The sequence below is a fragment of the Micromonospora deserti genome (assembly GCF_003236335.1).
GTDB classification, from domain to species: domain Bacteria; phylum Actinomycetota; class Actinomycetes; order Mycobacteriales; family Micromonosporaceae; genus Micromonospora; species Micromonospora deserti.
Genome location: NZ_POUB01000120.1, coordinates 1 through 17,658, shown reverse-complemented (window position 1 = coordinate 17,658; position 17,658 = coordinate 1). Strand labels below are relative to the sequence as shown.

The 17,658-nt window shown below is 73.3% G+C and carries 17 protein-coding genes; 2 read left to right on the top strand and 15 right to left on the bottom strand.

The annotated features are described in order from the left end of the window. Positions 1-138: 138 nt before the first annotated feature. Positions 139-762 carry a mycothiol-dependent nitroreductase Rv2466c family protein gene (locus C1I99_RS17760; protein WP_111135337.1) on the bottom strand — a complete coding sequence of 208 codons (624 nt, stop codon included), beginning with the start codon at positions 760-762 and terminating at the stop codon, positions 139-141. Between the two features lie 221 nt (positions 763-983). Between C1I99_RS17760 and pepN the strand changes: the two genes are divergently transcribed. Then, entirely contained in the window at positions 984-3,533 is a 2,550-nt protein-coding gene (gene pepN, locus C1I99_RS17755) for an aminopeptidase N (protein ID WP_111135336.1), read from the top strand. Between the two features lie 399 nt (positions 3,534-3,932). Here the strand turns inward: pepN and C1I99_RS17750 are convergent, their stop codons facing one another. From C1I99_RS17750 to C1I99_RS17685, 14 genes are all read right to left on the bottom strand, one after another. Continuing rightward, positions 3,933-4,340 carry a DUF5130 family protein gene (locus C1I99_RS17750; RefSeq protein ID WP_111135335.1) on the bottom strand — a complete coding sequence of 136 codons (408 nt, stop codon included), beginning with the start codon at positions 4,338-4,340 and terminating at the stop codon, positions 3,933-3,935. Further along, positions 4,327-4,635: an aa3-type cytochrome oxidase subunit CtaJ gene (gene ctaJ / locus C1I99_RS17745; RefSeq protein ID WP_438941424.1), complete on the bottom strand. Its 309-nt coding sequence runs from the start codon at positions 4,633-4,635 to the stop codon at positions 4,327-4,329. The genes C1I99_RS17750 and ctaJ overlap by 14 nt, the downstream gene beginning before the upstream one ends. Before the next feature lie 49 nt (positions 4,636-4,684). Next, positions 4,685-6,148, bottom strand: a complete 1,464-nt coding sequence (locus C1I99_RS17740; RefSeq protein WP_111135333.1) for an amidase — start codon at positions 6,146-6,148, stop codon at positions 4,685-4,687. Positions 6,149-6,242: 94 nt separating this feature from the next. Then, the gene (locus tag C1I99_RS17735) at positions 6,243-7,244 is read right to left on the bottom strand and encodes an amidohydrolase family protein (protein ID WP_111135332.1); all 1,002 of its coding nucleotides are present in this window, start codon (positions 7,242-7,244) and stop codon (positions 6,243-6,245) included. Next, positions 7,244-7,768, bottom strand: coding sequence for a 3-hydroxyanthranilate 3,4-dioxygenase (locus C1I99_RS17730; RefSeq protein ID WP_111135331.1), 525 nt, complete (start codon positions 7,766-7,768; stop codon positions 7,244-7,246). Before C1I99_RS17730 ends, C1I99_RS17735 begins: the two co-directional genes overlap by 1 nt. After that, positions 7,765-8,193 carry a RidA family protein gene (locus tag C1I99_RS17725; RefSeq protein WP_111135330.1) on the bottom strand — a complete coding sequence of 143 codons (429 nt, stop codon included), beginning with the start codon at positions 8,191-8,193 and terminating at the stop codon, positions 7,765-7,767. The genes C1I99_RS17730 and C1I99_RS17725 overlap by 4 nt, the downstream gene beginning before the upstream one ends. A 22-nt stretch (positions 8,194-8,215) precedes the next feature. After that, positions 8,216-8,989 carry a 2-keto-4-pentenoate hydratase gene (locus C1I99_RS17720; protein WP_111135329.1) on the bottom strand — a complete coding sequence of 258 codons (774 nt, stop codon included), beginning with the start codon at positions 8,987-8,989 and terminating at the stop codon, positions 8,216-8,218. 173 nt (positions 8,990-9,162) lie between these two features. Beyond that, entirely contained in the window at positions 9,163-10,227 is a 1,065-nt protein-coding gene (dmpG, locus tag C1I99_RS17715; RefSeq protein WP_111135328.1) for a 4-hydroxy-2-oxovalerate aldolase, read from the bottom strand. Beyond that, positions 10,224-11,162, bottom strand: a complete 939-nt coding sequence (locus C1I99_RS17710; protein WP_111135327.1) for an acetaldehyde dehydrogenase (acetylating) — start codon at positions 11,160-11,162, stop codon at positions 10,224-10,226. The genes dmpG and C1I99_RS17710 overlap by 4 nt, the downstream gene beginning before the upstream one ends. Beyond that, complete coding sequence (locus C1I99_RS17705; protein ID WP_111135326.1) at positions 11,159-11,956, bottom strand: 2-keto-4-pentenoate hydratase; 798 nt, start codon at positions 11,954-11,956, stop codon at positions 11,159-11,161. Before C1I99_RS17705 ends, C1I99_RS17710 begins: the two co-directional genes overlap by 4 nt. 55 nt (positions 11,957-12,011) lie before the next feature. Next, complete coding sequence (locus C1I99_RS17700) at positions 12,012-13,493, bottom strand: 2-hydroxymuconic semialdehyde dehydrogenase (protein WP_111135340.1); 1,482 nt, start codon at positions 13,491-13,493, stop codon at positions 12,012-12,014. Between the two features lie 23 nt (positions 13,494-13,516). Next, a complete protein-coding gene (locus tag C1I99_RS17695) occupies positions 13,517-14,851 on the bottom strand; it encodes an FAD-dependent oxidoreductase (protein ID WP_111135325.1) in 1,335 nt (444 codons plus the stop codon). After that, positions 14,848-16,158 (bottom strand): kynureninase, encoded by a 1,311-nt coding sequence (gene kynU / locus C1I99_RS17690; RefSeq protein WP_111135324.1) that lies wholly within the window; start codon positions 16,156-16,158, stop codon positions 14,848-14,850. The genes C1I99_RS17695 and kynU overlap by 4 nt, the downstream gene beginning before the upstream one ends. Before the next feature lie 20 nt (positions 16,159-16,178). Then, positions 16,179-17,093, bottom strand: a complete 915-nt coding sequence (locus tag C1I99_RS17685) for a tryptophan 2,3-dioxygenase (protein WP_438941423.1) — start codon at positions 17,091-17,093, stop codon at positions 16,179-16,181. A 130-nt stretch (positions 17,094-17,223) separates the two neighbouring features. On the opposite strand from C1I99_RS17685, the gene C1I99_RS17680 reads away from it, so the two are divergent. After that, a partial coding sequence (locus tag C1I99_RS17680; protein WP_111135338.1) for an Lrp/AsnC family transcriptional regulator occupies positions 17,224-17,658 on the top strand: 435 nt, incomplete at its 3' end.

The following is a 17,658-nucleotide window of genomic DNA, read 5'->3' as shown; positions in this document are numbered from 1 at the left end:
CCCCGCCGGCCCGCCCTCTCCGCCCGGCCCATCGTCCGTTGATCAAGAGGTTTGCGCCGGATCCGGCCGCATCCGGCGCAAATCTCTTGATCAACTCTGCCGACGTGAGACGCGGCGAGGTGGTGGGTGGTGGCCGGGTCAGTCGAAGATCGGGCCGAGGTCGCGGGAGCGCTTCAGCTCGTAGAAGCCGGGGGTGCCGGCGACCAGCAGGACCCCGTCCCAGAGACGCCCGGCGGCCTCGCCCTTCGGCGCCGGGGTGATGACCGGGCCGAAGAAGGCGACCATCGCGCCGTCCGGGCCCGGTGCGTGGATGACCGGGGTGCCGACGTCGGTGCCGACCGGGCGCATGCCCGCCTCGTGGCTGGCCCGCAGCGCCTCGTCGTAGCCGGCGCTCTCGGCGGCCTCGGCCAGCGCCGGGTCGAGGCCCGCCTCGCCCAGCGCGGCGGCGAACAGGTCCGGACCCAGCTTCTCCTGACCGCGGTGGATCCGGGTGCCCAGCGCGGTGTAGAGCCGCCGGACGGCGTCGGAACCGTAGCGCTGCTCCACCGCGATGCAGACCCGCACCGGCCCCCACCCGGTCCGCATCAGCTCCTGGTACTGCTCGGGCAGCTCCCGGCCCTCGTTGAGCACCGACAGGCTCATCACGTGGAAGCGGACGTCCACTTCCCGGACCTGCTCGACCTCCAGCAGCCAACGGGAGGTGATCCACGCCCACGGGCAGATGGGGTCGAACCACATGTCGACGGCGACACGCTCGTTCACGGTGAGGTCCCTTCACGACGGGTGACACCGGCTCTCCGGCGTCTCATCCCGATCCTCACCCCTGCGGTCGCGGCCCGGCAGGGGAATCAGAGCGTGACCTCGCCCACCGAACGGCGGCGGTGCATGGAAGACTCGGATCCGGCCGGCCGCCACGAGCGGCCGGCGGGACGGCGCCGCCGGGGCGTACGGCGAGAGTGGGATGGAGACGAACAGTGCCGGGAGTGCGCAACCTGACCCAGGTCGAGGCGACCGAGCGGGCCCGACTGCTCGACGTGACGGGGTACGACATCAGCCTGGACCTGTCCAGCGCCGTCCAGGCGGCCACCGGTCGCACCTTCCGGTCCACCACCGAGGTCCGGTTCCGGTGCGCGGAACCGGGTGCCGGCACCTTCATCGAGGTCGCCGCCGACTCGGTGCGCTCGGCGACGCTGAACGGCGCCCCGCTGGACCTGTCCGGCTGGTCGGCGGAGCGGGGCCTCACGCTGTCCGGGCTGGACAGTGAGAACACGCTGGTGGTCGACGCCGACTTCGCGTACTCGAACAGCGGGCAGGGCCTGCACCGGACGGTCGACCCGGTGGACGGCGAGACCTACCTCTACAGCCAGTTCGAGACGGCCGACGCGCAGCGGGTCTTCGCCTGCTTCGACCAGCCCGACCTGAAGAGCGTCTACACCTGGCGGGCCACCGTCCCCGACCACTGGAAGGTCGTGTCCAACACCCCGGTCGAGCGTGAGGAGGCGGCGGGTGAGGGCCTGAAGACCGTCCACTTCGCGCAGTCGGTCCGGATGAGCACCTACATCACCGCGCTCTGCGCCGGCCCCTACCACGAGGTGCGCGAGAGCCACGACGGCATCGACCTGGGCGTGTTCTGCCGGGCCTCGATGGCGCAGTACCTCGACTCCGACGACCTGTTCCTGATCACCAAGCAGGGTTTCGACTTCTTCCACGAGCAGTTCGGCGTGCGCTACCCGCTGCCCAAGTACGACCAGCTCTGGGTGCCCGACTTCAACGCCGGCGCGATGGAGAACTTCGGCTGCGTCACGCACGCCGAGTCGCACTACATCTTCCGCTCCCAGGTCACCGACTTCGAGTACGAGCAGCGGGCCAACACGATCCTGCACGAGCTGGCGCACATGTGGTTCGGCGACCTGGTCACCATGCGCTGGTGGAACGACCTGTGGCTGAACGAGTCGTTCGCCGAGTGGGCCAGCCACTGGTGCAACACCCACGCCACCCGGTTCCGGGAGGCGTGGACCACCTTCCTGTCCATCCGGAAGAACTGGGGCTACCGGCAGGATCAGCTCTCCTCCACCCACCCGGTCTACTGCGAGATGCCCGACCTGGAGGCGGTGGAGGTCAACTTCGACGGCATCACCTACGCCAAGGGCGCCAGCGTGCTCAAGCAGCTCGTCGCGTACGTGGGCGAGGAGCCGTTCCTGGCCGGCCTGCGGGCGTACTTCGGCAAGCACGCCTGGGGCAACGCCACCTTCGACGACCTGCTCTCCGAGCTGGAGACGGCCTCCGGGCGGGAGCTGCGCAAGTTCGCCGCCCAGTGGCTGGAGACCGCGCAGGTCAACACCCTGCGGCCGGAGGTGACGATCGGCGCGGACGGCAACTACCAGCGGGTGGTCGTCCGGCAGGAGGCGCCGGCCGGACACCCGACCCTGCGCACCCACCGGATCGGGGTGGGCCTCTACGACCTCGCCAACGGCCGGCTGGTCCGCCGGGAACGGATCGAGGTCGACGTGACCGGCGAGCTGACCGAACTGACCGACCTGGCCGGCGTCCGGGCGGCCGACGTGCTGCTGCTCAACGACGACGACCTCACCTACACGAAGCTGCGGCTGGACGTGCGGTCGATGGCCGCCGTGGTCCAGCACATCGCCGGTTTCGAGTCGTCGCTGGCCCGCGCGCTGTGCTGGACCGCCGCCTGGGACATGACCCGCGACGCCGAGCTCGCCGCCCGCGACTACGTGGCGCTGGTGCTGGCCGGCCTGCCCGCCGAGACCGACATCAACCTGGTCACCGCCACCCTGCGCCAGGCCACCACGACGCTCACCTTCTACGCCGACCCGGTCTGGGCGCCGGCCGGCTGGGCCGAGCTGGCCCGCACCGCCCGGACGGCGCTGGCCGCCGCGGAGCCCGGCAGCGGCTTCCAGCTCGCCTGGGCCCGCGCGTACGCCTCGGCGGCCCGCTCCGACGAGGACCTGGCCACGCTGCGCGGGTGGCTGGACGGCACCGGCGTACCGGCCGGGCTGGCCATCGACACCGAGCTGCGCTGGACGGTGCTCGACGCGCTGGTGGCCAACGGGGCGGCCGGCGCCGCCGAGATCGAGGCCGAACTGGCCGGGGACCGGACGGCCAGCGGCGAGCGGGAGGCCGCGTACGCGCACGCGCTGGTGCCGACCACGGAGAACAAGGCCGCCGTCTGGGCCGAGCTGACCGGCCCGGAGGCGCTGCCGAACTGGCGCAACCGGGCTTTGCTACAGGGCCTCACCCACCCGGCGCAGATCGAGCTGGTCGTGCCCTACCGGGAGAAGTACTTCGCCACGGTGGCGCAGGTCTGGGCCAGCCGGGACAGCGAGCCGGCGCAGGAGTTCGCGCAGCTGGCATACCCGGCGTACCTGGTGGACGACGAGACGGTCGCCGCGACCGACGCCTGGCTGGCGCAGGAGGGCCACCCGGCACCGCTGCGCCGGCTGGTCGCCGAGGGCCGCGACGGCGTGGTCCGCGCCCTCAGGGCCCGCGCGAAGGACACGCAGAGCGCCTGAGGCGGCGGTACCCGGCCCGGGGCGGGCGCGGACGCGGGTCTGCGCGCACCCCGGGCCGTCGTGGTCACGCACGCGCTGAGCACGAGCAGAGACCCTGGTGGCAGCGGGCCCTGAGGGGCCAGGTGGCGCCGCGACGCCCGGGTTCCGGGCAGGCGCCCGGGTTCCGGGCAGGCGCCCGGGTTCCGGGCAGGCGCCCGGGTTCCGGGCAGGCGCCCGGGTTCCGGGCAGGCGCCCGGGTTCCGGGCAGGCGCCCGGGTTCCGGGCAGGCGCCCGGGTTCCGGGCAGGCGCCCGGGTTCCGGGCAGGCGCCCGGGTTCCGGGCAGGCGCCCGGGTTCCGGGCAGGCATGACGAAGCCCGGTCCACCGCTGGTGGACCGGGCTTCGTCTGCGTTCGGGGGGCTCAGCCCTTGCCGGCGTGGCTGGCCAGCTGGTCGAGGCCGTTGATGATGCCGCCGGCCAGGTCGCCGCCACCGAAGGCCGCCACCATGGAGAGCGCGGCGAGCTTGGCGTACGTGTCGGGGATCCGCTTGCGGGCGTACCGGCCGGTGACGATCTCCAGCTGCCGCTGGTTGGGCGACACCGCGATCAGCACCGACCTGTCGGGCTCGGCGAGCTGGCGGTGCAGCCGCTCGGCGTGCTCCCGGACGGGCTCGTCGAGGCCGCCGACGAAGACCGAGAAGACCAGGCCGGTGCCCCGGTCGGCCAGGCGCAGCGCCTCGTCGATGCGCAGCAGCTGGCGGGTCGTGAACGGCCCGTCCAGCACCTCGGGCGGGGTGTCCGTCCCGGCCTGCTTCTCACCAACGGTCACTTGCGCCTCCGGTTCCACCGGCCGGCGCCTCGACGCCGGCCTGCTCCTGCTTACGGCTGGTCAGCGCCGGCGCCTGCGCGCCCGCCGCCAGCACGGCGCCGGCCGAGTCGGCCAGCTGCTCCGGACGGCCCAGGAACCAGACCGGAGTGAAGTCGAAGGGCCGACCCGGCCGGTAGCGCTTGGCGCCGCCACCGCCGCCGCGGCTGCCGGCGTACGCCAGACCGGCGATCACCAGCACCGCGGCCGCCGGGATGCCGACGAAGACCAGCAACGTCTCGGTAACAGACAATCCCAACGCCCCCAGGCGGAAGAAGAGTTTCGGATTGATTGGATCGGGTGGACGATCATGGCGCCGACCGCCCGACTCCGCTGCCATTCACGTTAGCGGAGCCGAGGGCCCGCCAGATTGCGGGGTGGCCATCCCATCCGCCACTGGAATGCTCCAGTTGCGCAGCGGTGGCGAGCAACCTCGCGTCGTCGCCGTACCGGCCGGTGAGCAGGACCCCGACCGGCAGCCCCGCGGCGGTGACGCCGACCGGCAGCGACACGGACGGATCGCCGGTGACGTTGAATATCGCGCAGTACGGCGAGAACCGACGTTGCCGGTCGAAATCGTCGGCCGGGGTACGGCCCTCGGTGAACCAGCCCACCGGCGCCTGCGGCGCGGCGAGGGTGGGGCAGAGCAGCAGGTCACAGCCGGCGGTGCGGCGCACACCGAGGCGTACCTGCGCTTGCAACTCGCCGAGCGTGGCGGTGAGGGTGGCCGCGGATATCTCCGCGCCGCGGGCCCGCAGGAACCGGGTGAGCGGCAGCAGCTCGCTCTCCCGCTCCGGCGGCACCGGGGCGAGCGCCAACACGTACCAGACGATCTCGAACAGCGGCCACGCCGCCGGCCCGAGTGGCGGCGGCACCTCGACCACCTCGTGGCCGGCGGCGGTGAGCAGCGCGGCGGCCCGGTCAACGGCGGCGAGGCAGTCGGGGTGCACCGGCTCGTCGGCGAGCATCGGGGCGGTGAACCGCCCGACCCGCAGCCGGCCCGGCGCGGCGGCCCGGGCCGCGGCAAGGTAGCCGCCGGCGGGCGGGACCGGTGGCAGGTAGGGCTCGCCGGGCACCGGCTGCGCCATCACCTCGAGCAGCGCCGCCACGTCGGCCACCGTGCGCCCGATCGGGCCGTTGGTCGGCAGGCCGTACGCGCCGAAGCCGACCGGCCCGCCGGAGACCAGGCCCCGGCTGGGCTTGTAACCGACCAGGCCGCACAGCGACGCCGGGATGCGCAGCGAACCGCCGCCGTCGGAGCCCTGGGCGACCGGCACCAGCCCGGCCGCCACGGCGGCCGCCGCGCCGCCGCTGGAGCCCCCCGCCGTGTACGCGATGTCCCAGGGGTTGCGGGCGGGCGGCGCGACCAGACCCTCGGAGTAGAGCGAGCAGCCCAGCTCGGAGGTGGTGGTCTTGCCGAGGCTCACCAGCCCGGCGGCGCGGATGAACCGGACCACGTCGGCGTCGACCGGGGGTACGAAGTCGACGAAGGCGGCCGAGCCGAAGGTGGTGCGTACCCCGGCGGTGAGGGTCAGGTCCTTGATGGCGGTCGGCACGCCGTGCAGCGGTCCACGCCGCTCGGCGGGGACCGCGTCGGCAGCGCGGGCCGCCGCGCGGGCGCGCTCGGGGGTGACCGTAACGAACGCGCCGACCGTGTCGCCGAGCGCGTCGACCCGCGCCAGGTGGTGGTCGACCAGTTCCACGCTGGACAGCTCGCCGCGGGCGATCGCGGCGGCCTGCTCCAGCGCGGTCAGGTCGTGCGGCTCGGCCATGTCCCTCATCCTGCCCGGGTGGCCGACCGGTTGCACTCGTCACGCGCCGGCCCGGTGCGGCGGATCGGCGGGGCCGGCGACGCAGCCGAGCCGGTCAGCCGCGCAGGAAGCGCAGGGCGTTGGTGGAGAAAAGCTTGTCGCGCTGCTCCTCGGTGAGGAAGTCGGCCGCGTGGACCACCGCACCGACCGGGCGCTCGCCCAGCGGGTACGGGTAGTCGCTGCCGACCAGCACCCGGTCCTCCCCCATCGTGTCGACCAGCAGGCGCAGCGCCGCCGGGGCGAAGACCACCGAGTCGACGCAGAACCGGTCCAGGTAGGAGCTGGGCGGGGCGGTGGAGGCGCCGCGGACCAGGTCGCCCCGGCGGTGCCAGGCGTTGTCGGCCCGTCCCAGCCAGAACGGGAAGCTGCCACCGCCGTGGGCGAAACAGATCCGCAGCGTGTCGGGCACCCTGTCGAAGACCCCGCCGAGGATCAGCGCCAGCACCGACAGGTGCGTCTCGGCCGGCATCCCGGTGAGCCAGCGGGCCATCCACCGGTCCAGCCGGGGCCCGCCCGGCATGTCCCACGGGTGCACGAAGACCGGCGCGCCGACCTGGGCGCAGTGGGTCAGGAACGCCACGATCCCGGCGTCGTCGAGGTCCCGGTCACCGACGTGGTTGCCGATCTCGACGCCGACGTGGCCGGCCGCGAGGCAGCGGTCCAGCTCGGCGCAGGCGGCGTCCGGGTCCTGCAACGGCACCTGGCAGAACGGGACCAGCCGGTCGCCGCCGGCCGCGGTGACCTCCAGGGTGAGGTCGTTGAAGATCCGGGCCAGCCTCACCGCCTGGTCCGCCGGGCGGTCGTAGCCGAAGAAGACCGGGGTGGGCGAGACCACCTGCACGTCGACGCCGTCGGCGGCCATGTCGCCGAGCCGGGTGGCGGCGTCCCAGCACTCGGCGCCGACCGGCCGGAACTCCGTCTCCCCCACCATGATCATGGCCGCCCGCTCGGAGTCGACCCGCAGCCAGGGCCAGCCGGACCCGCCGCACGCCGCACCGAGGTCCGGCCACCCCTTCGGTACGACGTGCGTGTGCACGTCGACGACCGGTCCGCGCATCAGCCCTTGCCCGGGTGCAGCGCGCCGCAGTTGGCGCAGGTACGCGCGGCCTCGTCGGCGTAGAACGCCTGGAAGACCGGGGGCAGGTCGGCGGCGATGTCGCGGACCTGCAACTCCACCTCGTGCACCTTGTGCCCGCACTCGGGGCAGTACCACTGGAACGTCTCCAGGGTTCCCTCCTCGCGGACCCGCTCGACGACCACACCGATCGAGCCGGCCTCGGGCCGCTGCGGGGAGTGCGGGGTGTTGCGCGGCAGCATCCACATCTGACCCTCGCGCACGTGCACCGTACGCGGCCCCTCCGGAGTCATCAGGTTGATGTGCATGTTGCCCTTGACCTGGTAGAAGAACTCCTCGTACGGGTCGACGTGGAAATCGGTGCGCTGGTTCGGCCCGCCGACCACCATGACAATGAAGTCGTCGGAGCCCGGGAACATCTCCCGGTTGCCCACCGGCGGCTTCAGCAGGTGCTGGTTCTCCGCGATCCACCCGGGAAAGCTGAACGGCTCGGCGATCTCACTCACGACTGGCCTCCTTGTGGCAGCAGGGCGACAGCTTGAATCTCGAGCAACAGATGTGGATGGGGCAACTGGTGCACCGCCACCGTCGTCCGGGTGGGGCCGGTCGCGTCGAAGAACTCCGCCCACACCTCGTTGTACCCACCGAAGTCGTTCATGCTGACCAGGTAACTGGTGACCTGCACCAGGTCGGAGAGGTCGGCGCCGACCGAGCGCAGCAGGTCACGGATGTTCTCGATGACCGTCCGAGTCTGCACCCGGATGTCCAGGCTGGTCGTCCCGAACTCGTCCACCTCGACGCCCGCGAACGTGTTGTCCGGTCGCCGCGACGACGTCCCCGAGACGAAGACGAACCCTCCCGCCACCTTCACGTGCGGAAACGCCCCCCGCGGCACGGCCTTGCCCGCCACCACGCGGGCCTCACCACTCACGACCGACCACCACCCCGCGCGATCATGACGCAGCCCGCAGCGAAGCCGTACCGAGCTTCTCCACGACGGCACGGACATGCGCACCCGGACGGAGGGGCACGGCGGCTGTGGCGGCGCCGGCCAGGAAGACCCACCCCCCGCGGAGCCGCACCCCGTGGCGACCGGCGAGCCGGATGCCCTCGTCGAGCGCCCGGCGCGGGTCGCCGAGGATCGCCGCGGTGGAGCCGACCTGCGCCACCCGCCCGTCGACCTCCAGCAGCACACCGAGGTTGTCCAGCCCGTCCGGCACCGGCGACCAGGGGCCGACTACAAACGCGGCGGCGGAGGTGTTGTCGGCGATCACGTCCGGCAGCGAGAAGGTGAAGTTGGCGTACCGGGAATCGATCAGCTCGATGGCCGGCGCGACGGCGCGCACCGCGTCGGCGAAGCGGCCGACCGGCTCGCCCGGGTCGGGGAGCCGGTCCAGCAGGAACGCCACCTCCGGCTCGACCCGCGGGTGGATGAAGGCGGCCGGGTCGACGGTGCCGCCGTCCGGGACCCGCATCACGTCGGTGAGCCGGCCCCAGATCACCTCGTCCACGCCGACCTGGGCCATCTTGGCCCTGCTGGTCAGCCCCATCTTCAGCCCGACCAGCCGCTCGCCACGGTCCAGCCGGCGCTGCAGCAGCGCGGTCTGCACCGCGTACGCGGCATCGACGTCCAGGCCGGTCTCGGCGGCGAGCTGGGGAACCGCGGTGGCGGTGTCGGCCGCCACGCCCAGCCGCTCGGCGATGCCCGCGGTGTCCGGGCCGATCACGGTGCCTCCTCCGATCGCGACTGCGGGGCTCGCAAACCCGGCTCACTCCTCGCGCTCACACCGCCTCCTCCGATCGCGACTGCGGGGCTCGCAAACCCGGCTCACTCCTCGCGCTCACACCGCCTCCTCCGATCGCGACTGCGGGGCTCGCAAACCCGGCTCACTCCTCGCGCTCACACTGCCTCCCCCTCACAGCGGCCGGCGAGGTCCAGCGCCACGTCGACGATCATGTCCTCCTGGCCGCCGACCATCCGGCGCCGGCCCAGCTCGACCAGGATCGAGCGGACGTCCACCCCGTATTTCGCCGAGGCGCGCTCGGCGTGCCGCAGGAAGCTGGAGTAGACCCCGGCGTAGCCGAGCGAGAGGGTTTCCCGGTCGACCTGGACCGGGCGGTCCTGCAACGGCCGGACCAGGTCGTCGGCCGCGTCCATCAGCGCGAACACGTCGCAGCCGTGCTTCCAGCCGTGCAGCTCGGCGACCGCCACGAAGACCTCCAGCGGCGCGTTGCCGGCGCCGGCGCCCTGCCCGGCCAGCGACGCGTCCACCCGGACGGTCCGGCCGTGCGGCGACCCCGGCGGCCCGTCACCGAGGATCCGGCCGTGCTCGACGGCCACCACGCTGTTGGCCACCCCGAGCGACAGGTTGTGGTGGGCGTGGATGCCGATCTGCGTCTCCGGCTCCAGCACCTGCCGGTACGCGTCGACCCGCTCGGCCACGTCCGACATGAGCAGCCGGCCGCCGGAGTCGGTGACGTAGACGCAGTGCGCGCCGTACGACTCCATCAGCTTGGCCTGGGCGGCGAGCCCGGCCGGGTCGTTCATGTGCGACATCATCAGGAAGCCGGCGACGTCCATGCCGTTCTCGCGGGCCCAGGAGATGTGCTGGGCGGAGATGTCCGCCTCGGTGCAGTGGGTGGCGATGCGCACGCTGGTCACCCCGAGTGCCCGGGCCGCCCTCAGGTCGGCGATGGTGCCGATCCCGGGCAGCAGCAGGGTGGTCAGCTTCGCGGTCGTCAGCACCTCGGCCGCCGCCGAGATCCACTCGGCGTCGCTGGCCGCGCCGTGGCCGTAGTTGACGCTGGAGCCGGCGAGGCCGTCGCCGTGCGCCACCTCGATCGCGGCCACCCCGGCGGCGTCCAGCGCGGCGGCGATGGTGCGCACCTGCTCCACGGTGTAGCGGTGCGCGACGGCGTGCATGCCGTCGCGCAGCGTCACGTCCTGGATGTAGAGGTCGGTCATCGGGCCGCCACCTCCGTCGCCGCTCCCAGCGCGACCAGCCGTTCCGCGGTGCGCACCGCGGCCGACGTCATGATGTCCAGGTTCCCGGCGTACGCGGGCAGGTAGTGCCCGGCGCCGGAGACCTCCAGGAAGACCGAGACCTGCAACCCGACCAGCTGCCGCCGGAGCGACGGGACGTACGTGTCGACCCGGTCGAACTGCACGTCCTGCTTGAGCCGGTAGCCCGGGACGTACTCCCGCACCGTCGCCACCATGTCGGCCACCGACGCGGCGATGGCGGCGCGGTCGGCGTCGGCGTCCGGGCAGAGGCAGTAGACGGTGTCCCGCATCAGCAGCGGCGGATCCGCCGGGTTGAGCACGATGATCGCCTTGCCCCGCTCGGCGCCGCCGACCACCTCCACGGCTCGGGCGGTGGTCTCGGTGAACTCGTCGATGTTGGCCCGGGTGCCCGGGCCGGCGGACTTCGAGGCGATCGAGGCGACGATCTCGCCGTACGCCACCGGGGTGACCCGGCCGACCGCCGCGACGATCGGCACGGTCGCCTGACCGCCGCAGGTGACCATGTTGACGTTGCTCTCGTGCAGGTGCTCGTCGAGGTTGACCGGCGGCACCACGTAGGGGCCGACGGCCGCCGGGGTCAGGTCGACCACGGTGCGGCCGTGCGCGCGCAGCACCGCGTCGTTGTGCCGGTGCGCGCCGGCCGAGGTGGCGTCGAAGACCAGCGCCACGTCGGCGAACTCGGGCAGGGCCACCAGGCCGTCCACCCCGTTGGCGGTGGTGGCCACGCCGAGGCGCCGGGCCCGGGCCAGCCCGTCCGAGTCGGGGTCGATGCCGGCCATCGCCACCATCCGCAGGGACTCCGACAGTCGGAGCACCTTGATCATCAGGTCGGTGCCGATGTTGCCCGACCCGAGCACCGCCACGCCGACCGTCATCGGCCGCCCTCCCGCGAGAAACAGGTACGGACCGAGCCGAGGCCGGAGATCCGTGCTTCGTACGCCGCCCCGGGGATCACCGGCACCATCGGGCCGAGCGCCCCGGAGAGCACCACGTCCCCGGCGCGCAGCGGGTCGCCGGAGCGGGCCATCGTGCCGGCCAGCCATTCCAGGGCGTGCAGCGGGTTGCCGAGGCAGGCAGCACCGGCGCCGACCGAGACCGGCTCCCCGGCGTGCTCCAGCACCATGCCGCACAGCCGCAGGTCGACGTCGGCGAGCCGGCGCGGCGTGGTGCCGAGCACGAACAGCCCGCTGGAGGCGTTGTCGGCGACGGTGTCCACGATGGAGATGTCCCAGCCGGCGATGCGCGAGTCGACGATCTCGATGGCCGGCAGCACGTGGTCCACCACGCGGAGCAGGTCGACGGTGGTGACCCGCGCGTCGGGCAGGTCCGCGCCGAGCACGAAGGCGATCTCCGCCTCGACCCGGGGCTGGAGCAGCCGGTCGATGGCGACCTCGACGCCGTCGCCGACCACCATGGCGTCGGTCAGCACCCCGAAGTCCGGCTGGAACACTCCGAAGCTCTCCTGCACGGCCCGGGAGGTCAGCCCGATCTTCGCGCCGACCCGGCGCTCGCCCCGGCCCTGCCAGGCCCGCGCCTGGAGCTGCTGCACCCGGTACGCGGACTCGACGTCCCCCTCGGGTAGCAGCCGGCCGCGCAGCGGCGGGCAGGGCTTCCCGCTGGTGCGGGCCTCGGCCAGCTCCCGGTTCGCGGCTTCGATGTCGGCCCTCATGCCCGCTCCTCGCTGCGCCCGGCGCCGCCGGGCCCGGTGCTCATGGTCCGCCCGCTCATGACAGGTCCACGCAGACGTTGGTGAGTTCGGAGTAGAAGTCCAGGGAGTGCACGCCGCCCTCCCGGCCGATGCCGGACGCCTTCACCCCGCCGAACGGGGTGCGCAGGTCGCGCAGGAACCAGGTGTTCACCCAGACGATGCCGGCGTCCAGTCGGGCACCGGCCCGGTGCGCCCGACCGACGTCCCGGGTCCACACCGTCGCCGCCAGCCCGTACTCGGTGCCGTTGGCCAGCGCGTACGCCTCGTCCTCGTCGTCGAACGGGGCGACGTGCACCACCGGGCCGAAGATCTCCTCGCGGTTGGTGCGGGCGTGCGGGCCGAGCCCGGTGAGCACCGTCGGCTGCACGTACGCCCCACCGTCGCGGGCGTCGCCGAAGCGCGGTGTGCCGCCCCCGGTGAGCACCTGCGCGCCCTCGGCGCGGGCCAGCTCGTAGTGGCCGAGCACCTTGGCCCGGTGCTGGTGCGAGATGAGCGGCATGTTCACCGTGGCCGCGTCGGCCGGCCACCCGTACGGCAGCTCCCCGGCCCGCTTCGCCAGCCGCGCGGTGAACTCCTCGTAGACCGGGCGCTGCACGTAGATCCGCTCGGTGCAGAGGCAGACCTGGCCGCCGTTGGTGAAGCTGGACCGGACCGAGCCGGCCACCGCCGCGTCCAGGTCGGCGTCCGCGAACACCAGGCCGGCGTTCTTCCCGCCCAGCTCGAAGGAGACGGCTTTCACCCCGTCCGCCGCCGCGCGCATGATCGCGCCGCCGGTTGTGGACTCGCCGGTGAAGGTGATCGCGTCGACGCCCGGGTGCCGGGTGAGGAACTCCCCGGCCGAGTCCGGCCCGAAACCGTGCACCAGGTTGACCACGCCGTCCGGCACCCCGGCCGCGGCCATCACCTCTGCGAGCAGCGTCGCCGAGGCGGGGGTCTCCTCGCTCGGCTTCACCACCACGGCGTTGCCGCAGGCCAGCGCGGGGGCGAGCTTCCAGGTGAGCAGCAGCAGCGGCAGGTTCCACGGCACGATCACCGCGACCACGCCGACCGGCTTGCGGACCGCGTAGTTCAGCGCCCGGCCGCCGGTGGGGGTGACGGTGGTGAACGACTCGGTGGGCGCGGTGGCCACGATCTCGGCGAAGGCGCGGAAGTTCGCCGCGCCACGCGGGATGTCCAGCGTCCGGGCCTGCGAGATGGCTTTGCCGGTGTCCGCGACCTCGGCGGTGACCAGGTCGTCGAAGCGGCGCTCCAGCTCGTCGGCGATCCGGCGCAGCACCTCGGCGCGCTCCCGCTCGCCCATCCGCCCCCACGGCCCGCGCAGCGCGGCCCGGGCGGCGGCCACCGCGTCGTCCACCGTGGACGACGACGCCTCGACCACCTCGAACACCGGCTCGCCGGTGACCGGGCTGCGCTTGGTGAACCGCCGCCCGCCGTCGACGAACTCGCCGCCGACGAAGTTGCGCAGCAGGCCCGGCCCGTCGGACGCCCGGCCGGCCATCAGTCGGGGATCCCAGGTGACGGTCATCGGCGCCTCCCTCGGCTGACCACGGCCCCGACCGCACCGGCCAGCAGCACCGCCGCCCCGGCGGCGACCGCCCCGAGCATCCGGTGCTGCCGGCGCACCCGGCGGCGCACCTCCAGGTACGGCGTGGTCGAGAAGGACACCAGCTCGTACCGGGAAACGTACCGGCCGGGCAACGCCCGCTCCAGTGCGTGTTCCACCCGGCGGCCCAGCTGGAACAGCGGCGAGGCGACCTTGTCCCGCATCTCCACGAAGTTGGCCAGCGCCATCTGCGCGATCGCCTCGGCGTTGTCCTGCCGGCGCCGCTGGAACAGCGGCAGTGCGGCCGACCAGTCGTCGCCGCACTCGTCGAGGCAACGGTCCAGCTCGACCACGTCCTCGAACGCGCAGTTCGCGCCCTGGCCGTAGAACGGGACGATGGCGTGCGCCGCGTCGCCGAGCAGGCCGACCCGCCCGTCGACCTGCCAGGGGGTGCAGCGCACCGTGCCGAGCACCCCGACCGGGTTGTGCTGGTAGTCGTCGACCAGGTTCGGCGCCAGGGGCGGCAGGTCGGGGTAGTGCTCGGCGAAGTGCCGCTCGATCGCCGCCGGGCTGCCCAGCGAGGCGAAACTGGCGGTGCCGTGGGTCGGCCAGAACAGCGTGCAGGTGAACGAGCGGTCCGGGTTGGGCAGCGCGATCATCATGGAGGTGCCGCGCGGCCAGATGTGCAGGGCGACCGGGTCCAGCGCGAAGTCCCCGCCCAGCGGCGGGATGGTCAGCTCCTTGTAGCCGTAGTCGAGGAAGTCCAGGCTCTCGGTCAGCAGCCCGTACGCCAGCAGTTGCCCGCGCACCGCGGAGCCGGCGCCGTCGGCGCCGAGGACGACCGGCGCGGTGGCCGCGACCTTGCCCTGCGGGGTCTCGAAGGTCATCTCGCCGGTGGCGGGGTCGAGCCCGACCAGCCGGTGGTCGAAGGCGATCCGCACGCCGGGCAGCGCGGTGGCGGCGTCCAGCAGGGCGTTGTTCAGCGCGCCCCGGCTGATCGAGTTGATCGCCCGGTCGCCGGCCGCGCTGTACGACTGGAACTGCGGCTCGCCGGAACGGGGGTGGATCATCCGGCCGCGCATCGGCAGGGCCTCGGCCATCACCTGCTCGTCGAGGCCGATCCGGCGCAGCGCGTCCAGGCCCCGCTCCGACAGCGCCAGGTTGATCGAGCGGCCCCGCTCGACCTGCCCGGTGCGCGGGTCGGACCGCCGCTCGTAGAGGGCCACCGGGTAACCGCGCCGGGCCAGGAAGCAGGCCAGCAAACAGCCGGCGAGGCCGGCGCCCACCACGGCGATCTCGTCGCGCCCGGTCACCGGTCCACCTCCGCGACCGTCGCCGCCAGCGCCTCTGCGGCCCGCCAGCACTCGTGGTACGTCGAGTACAGCGGCACCGGCGCGAACCGGAGGATGTCGGGCTCCCGGGCATCGGCGATCACGCCGTGCTCGTGGCGCAGCCGCTTGGCGAGCGCGACGACGCTGCCGGCGCCGACGCGCACCGAGAGCTGGCAGCCGCGGCGCTGCGGGTCGCGCGGGGTGATCACCGTCAGCGGCCGGTGCGCGGTGATCTCGTCCAGCAGCCGCTCCAGGTAGCCGGTGAGCCGGAGGCTGCGTTCCCGCAGGGCGGGGATGCCGACCGAGTCGAAGAGCTCCAGCGAGGTCCGCACCGGGCCCATCGCGAAGATCGGCGGGTTGGAGATCTGCCACGCCTCGACGGTGGCCGGCGGCCGGGAGACGGGGGCCATCTCGAACCGGCTGCCCGCCTCGGTGCTCCACCAGCCCTCGAACCGCGGCAGCGTCGGGTCGCCGAGGTGCCGCTCGTGCACGAAGACCCCACTCAGCGCCCCGGGACCGGAGTTCAGGTACTTGTACGAGCACCAGGCGGCGAAGTCGACGTCCCAGTCGTGCAGCGCCAGCGGCACGTTGCCGGCGGCGTGCGCCAGATCCCAGCCGACCACGGCGCCGGCGGCCCGGCCGGCGGCGGTGATCGCCGGGATGTCCATCAGCTCGCCGGTGAGGTAGTTGACCCCGCCGAGCAGCACCAGCGCGACCGTGTCACCCTCGGCGTCCAGGAACTGGCAGACGTCGGAGGTACGCAGGGTCTCCTCGCCCGGGCGCGGCGTCAGCCGCACGACCGTCTCGTCGGGGTCGAGGCCGTGGAAGCGGGCCTGGCTGCGCACGGCGTAGCTGTCCGAGGGGAAGGCGCTGTCCTCGATGACGATGCGGGTGCGCACGCCGGCCGGCCGGTAGAAGCTGACCATCAGCAGGTGCAGGTTGACCGTGAGGGAGTTCATCACCACGGTCTCCGTCGGCAGCGCGCCGACCAGTCGCGCGGCCGGCGCGGTCAGCAGCTCGTGGTACGGCAGCCAGGGGCGCTCGGCCTCCAGGTGACCCTCGACGCCGAGCCGGCCCCAGGCGTCCAGGTCGGCGAGGAGTTCGGTGCGGGTGGCCCGGGGCTGCAACCCGAGCGAGTTGCCGGCGAGGTAGGCGGCCTCCGGGTAGCGGCCGCCGTCGGCGGGCGGCACGTGGAAGAGGTGGCGGTGCCCGGGATCGGCGGCGTCGAGGCGGTGCGCCTGGGCTTCGCCGGCGGTCGGGCCGGACGACTCTGCTGCGGGGATCCTCATTCGCTTGTCTCGCTCTCCGGTCACATCGCGGTCCGGGCCGACCACAGCTCGGGGAAGACCACCCGGGCCATGCTGCGCTGCAGCCACGCCAACCCCGCGGAGCCACCGCTGCCGACCTTGGCGCCCATGGTCCGCTGCACCGCCTTGAGGTGCTGGTGCCGCCAGTCGCCGAACTGCTCGGCCACCTCGGTCAGCGCCTCACCCAGCAGCCGCAGGTGGTTCTCCGGCCCGGCGTCGGCGTAGATCCGCACCCAGACCGCCTCGGCCGCGGCATGCGGCTCGTGCTCGACGGTGACGTCCCGGTCGAGCAGCTCGGCGGGGAGGTCATGCCCGTGCCGGGCGAGCAGGGCGAGCACGTCGTCCCAGACGCTCGGGGTCTGCAGGGCGGCCCGCAGCTCGGCGTGCACCTCCGCCTGCCGGCGGAACGGCCGGATCAGCGCCTCGTCCCGGAGCCCGAGCAGGAACTCCAGGTGCCGATACATCGCCGACTGGAAGCCGGAGCCCTCGCCCAGCAGGTTGCGGAACCGGTTGAAGTCGGCGGGGGTCATCCAGCGCAGCCCCTTCCAGGCCGCGTTCAGCCCTTCCAGGTGCAGGGCGGCGCGGCGCAGCGGGGCGAGCGCGTCCCAGACCCGGTCGGCGCGCAGCAGCCGCTGGGTCTCGCGCAGCTCGTGGCAGATCAGCCCGAAGTACAGCTCCATGATCTGGCTGACCATCAGGAAGGACATCTCACCCGGGTCGCTGCTCAACGGCCGCTGCAACCGGTGCAGGGTGCTGGCCTGCACGTAGGCGTCGTACGGCACGCGGTCGGTGAACTCCAGGGTCGGCTCGCCGCCGTTACGGGCCGCCCGGGCGGCGCGCTGCCGCGGGGTGACCGGGCGCACCGCCGGCCGGGCTGGCGTGCGCAGGTCTGTCTGCTCCACGTTCTGTCCCTCCATGAGCCGGTGCCCGCCATGATCTCGCGGTGACCGCCGCCGACGGAAGGCCGGACCAACGGCGATCCTGCGTCCTGACCTGCCGGACCAAAGGCATGAGGACGATTCGGCTTATCGGACGTAAGGTCGCCGCATGGACGACATGGACTGGGCGCTGCTCCGTGAGCTGCAGGCCGACGCCCGGCTCTCCTTCAGTGAGCTGTCCCGCCGGGTGCACCTGTCCCCACCGGCGGTGGCCGAACGGGTGCGGCGGCTGGAGGAGTCCGGCGTCATCACCGGGTACCACGCGCACGTCGACCTGGCCCGGGCCGGCCGCACGGTGGTGGCGTTGATCCGGATGTCCTGCTACGGCTCGCGGTGCATCCTGCACGACCCTGAGGTGGCCGGGTGGCCGGAGATCCTGGGAATCCACCGGATCACCGGGGACGCGTGCAGCATGCTCAAGGTCGCCGCCGGCTCGATCGGAGAGTTCGAGGCGGTGATCGACCGGCTCGCCCCGTACGGCCAGCCGTCCAGCACCATGGTGCTCTCCACCCCGCTGGACTGGCACCCGGTGACCCCGCTGCCG

Bases quoted from the DNA above. Each gene is read 5' to 3' on its own strand.
- C1I99_RS17705 (WP_111135326.1), bottom strand. From the start codon at position 11,956: ATGAGGGCCGACATCGAAGCCGCGAACCGGGAGCTGGCCGAGGCCCGC.
- kynU (WP_111135324.1), bottom strand. From the start codon at position 16,158: ATGAGGATCCCCGCAGCAGAGTCGTCCGGCCCGACCGCCGGCGAAGCC.
- C1I99_RS17735 (WP_111135332.1), bottom strand. From the start codon at position 7,244: ATGCGCGGACCGGTCGTCGACGTGCACACGCACGTCGTACCGAAGGGG.
- C1I99_RS17710 (WP_111135327.1), bottom strand. From the start codon at position 11,162: ATGACGGTCGGCGTGGCGGTGCTCGGGTCGGGCAACATCGGCACCGAC.
- C1I99_RS17685 (WP_438941423.1), bottom strand. From the start codon at position 17,093: ATGGAGGGACAGAACGTGGAGCAGACAGACCTGCGCACGCCAGCCCGG.
- C1I99_RS17700 (WP_111135340.1), bottom strand. From the start codon at position 13,493: ATGGCCGGCCGGGCGTCCGACGGGCCGGGCCTGCTGCGCAACTTCGTC.
- dmpG (WP_111135328.1), bottom strand. From the start codon at position 10,227: ATGACCGACCTCTACATCCAGGACGTGACGCTGCGCGACGGCATGCAC.
- C1I99_RS17740 (WP_111135333.1), bottom strand. From the start codon at position 6,148: ATGGCCGAGCCGCACGACCTGACCGCGCTGGAGCAGGCCGCCGCGATC.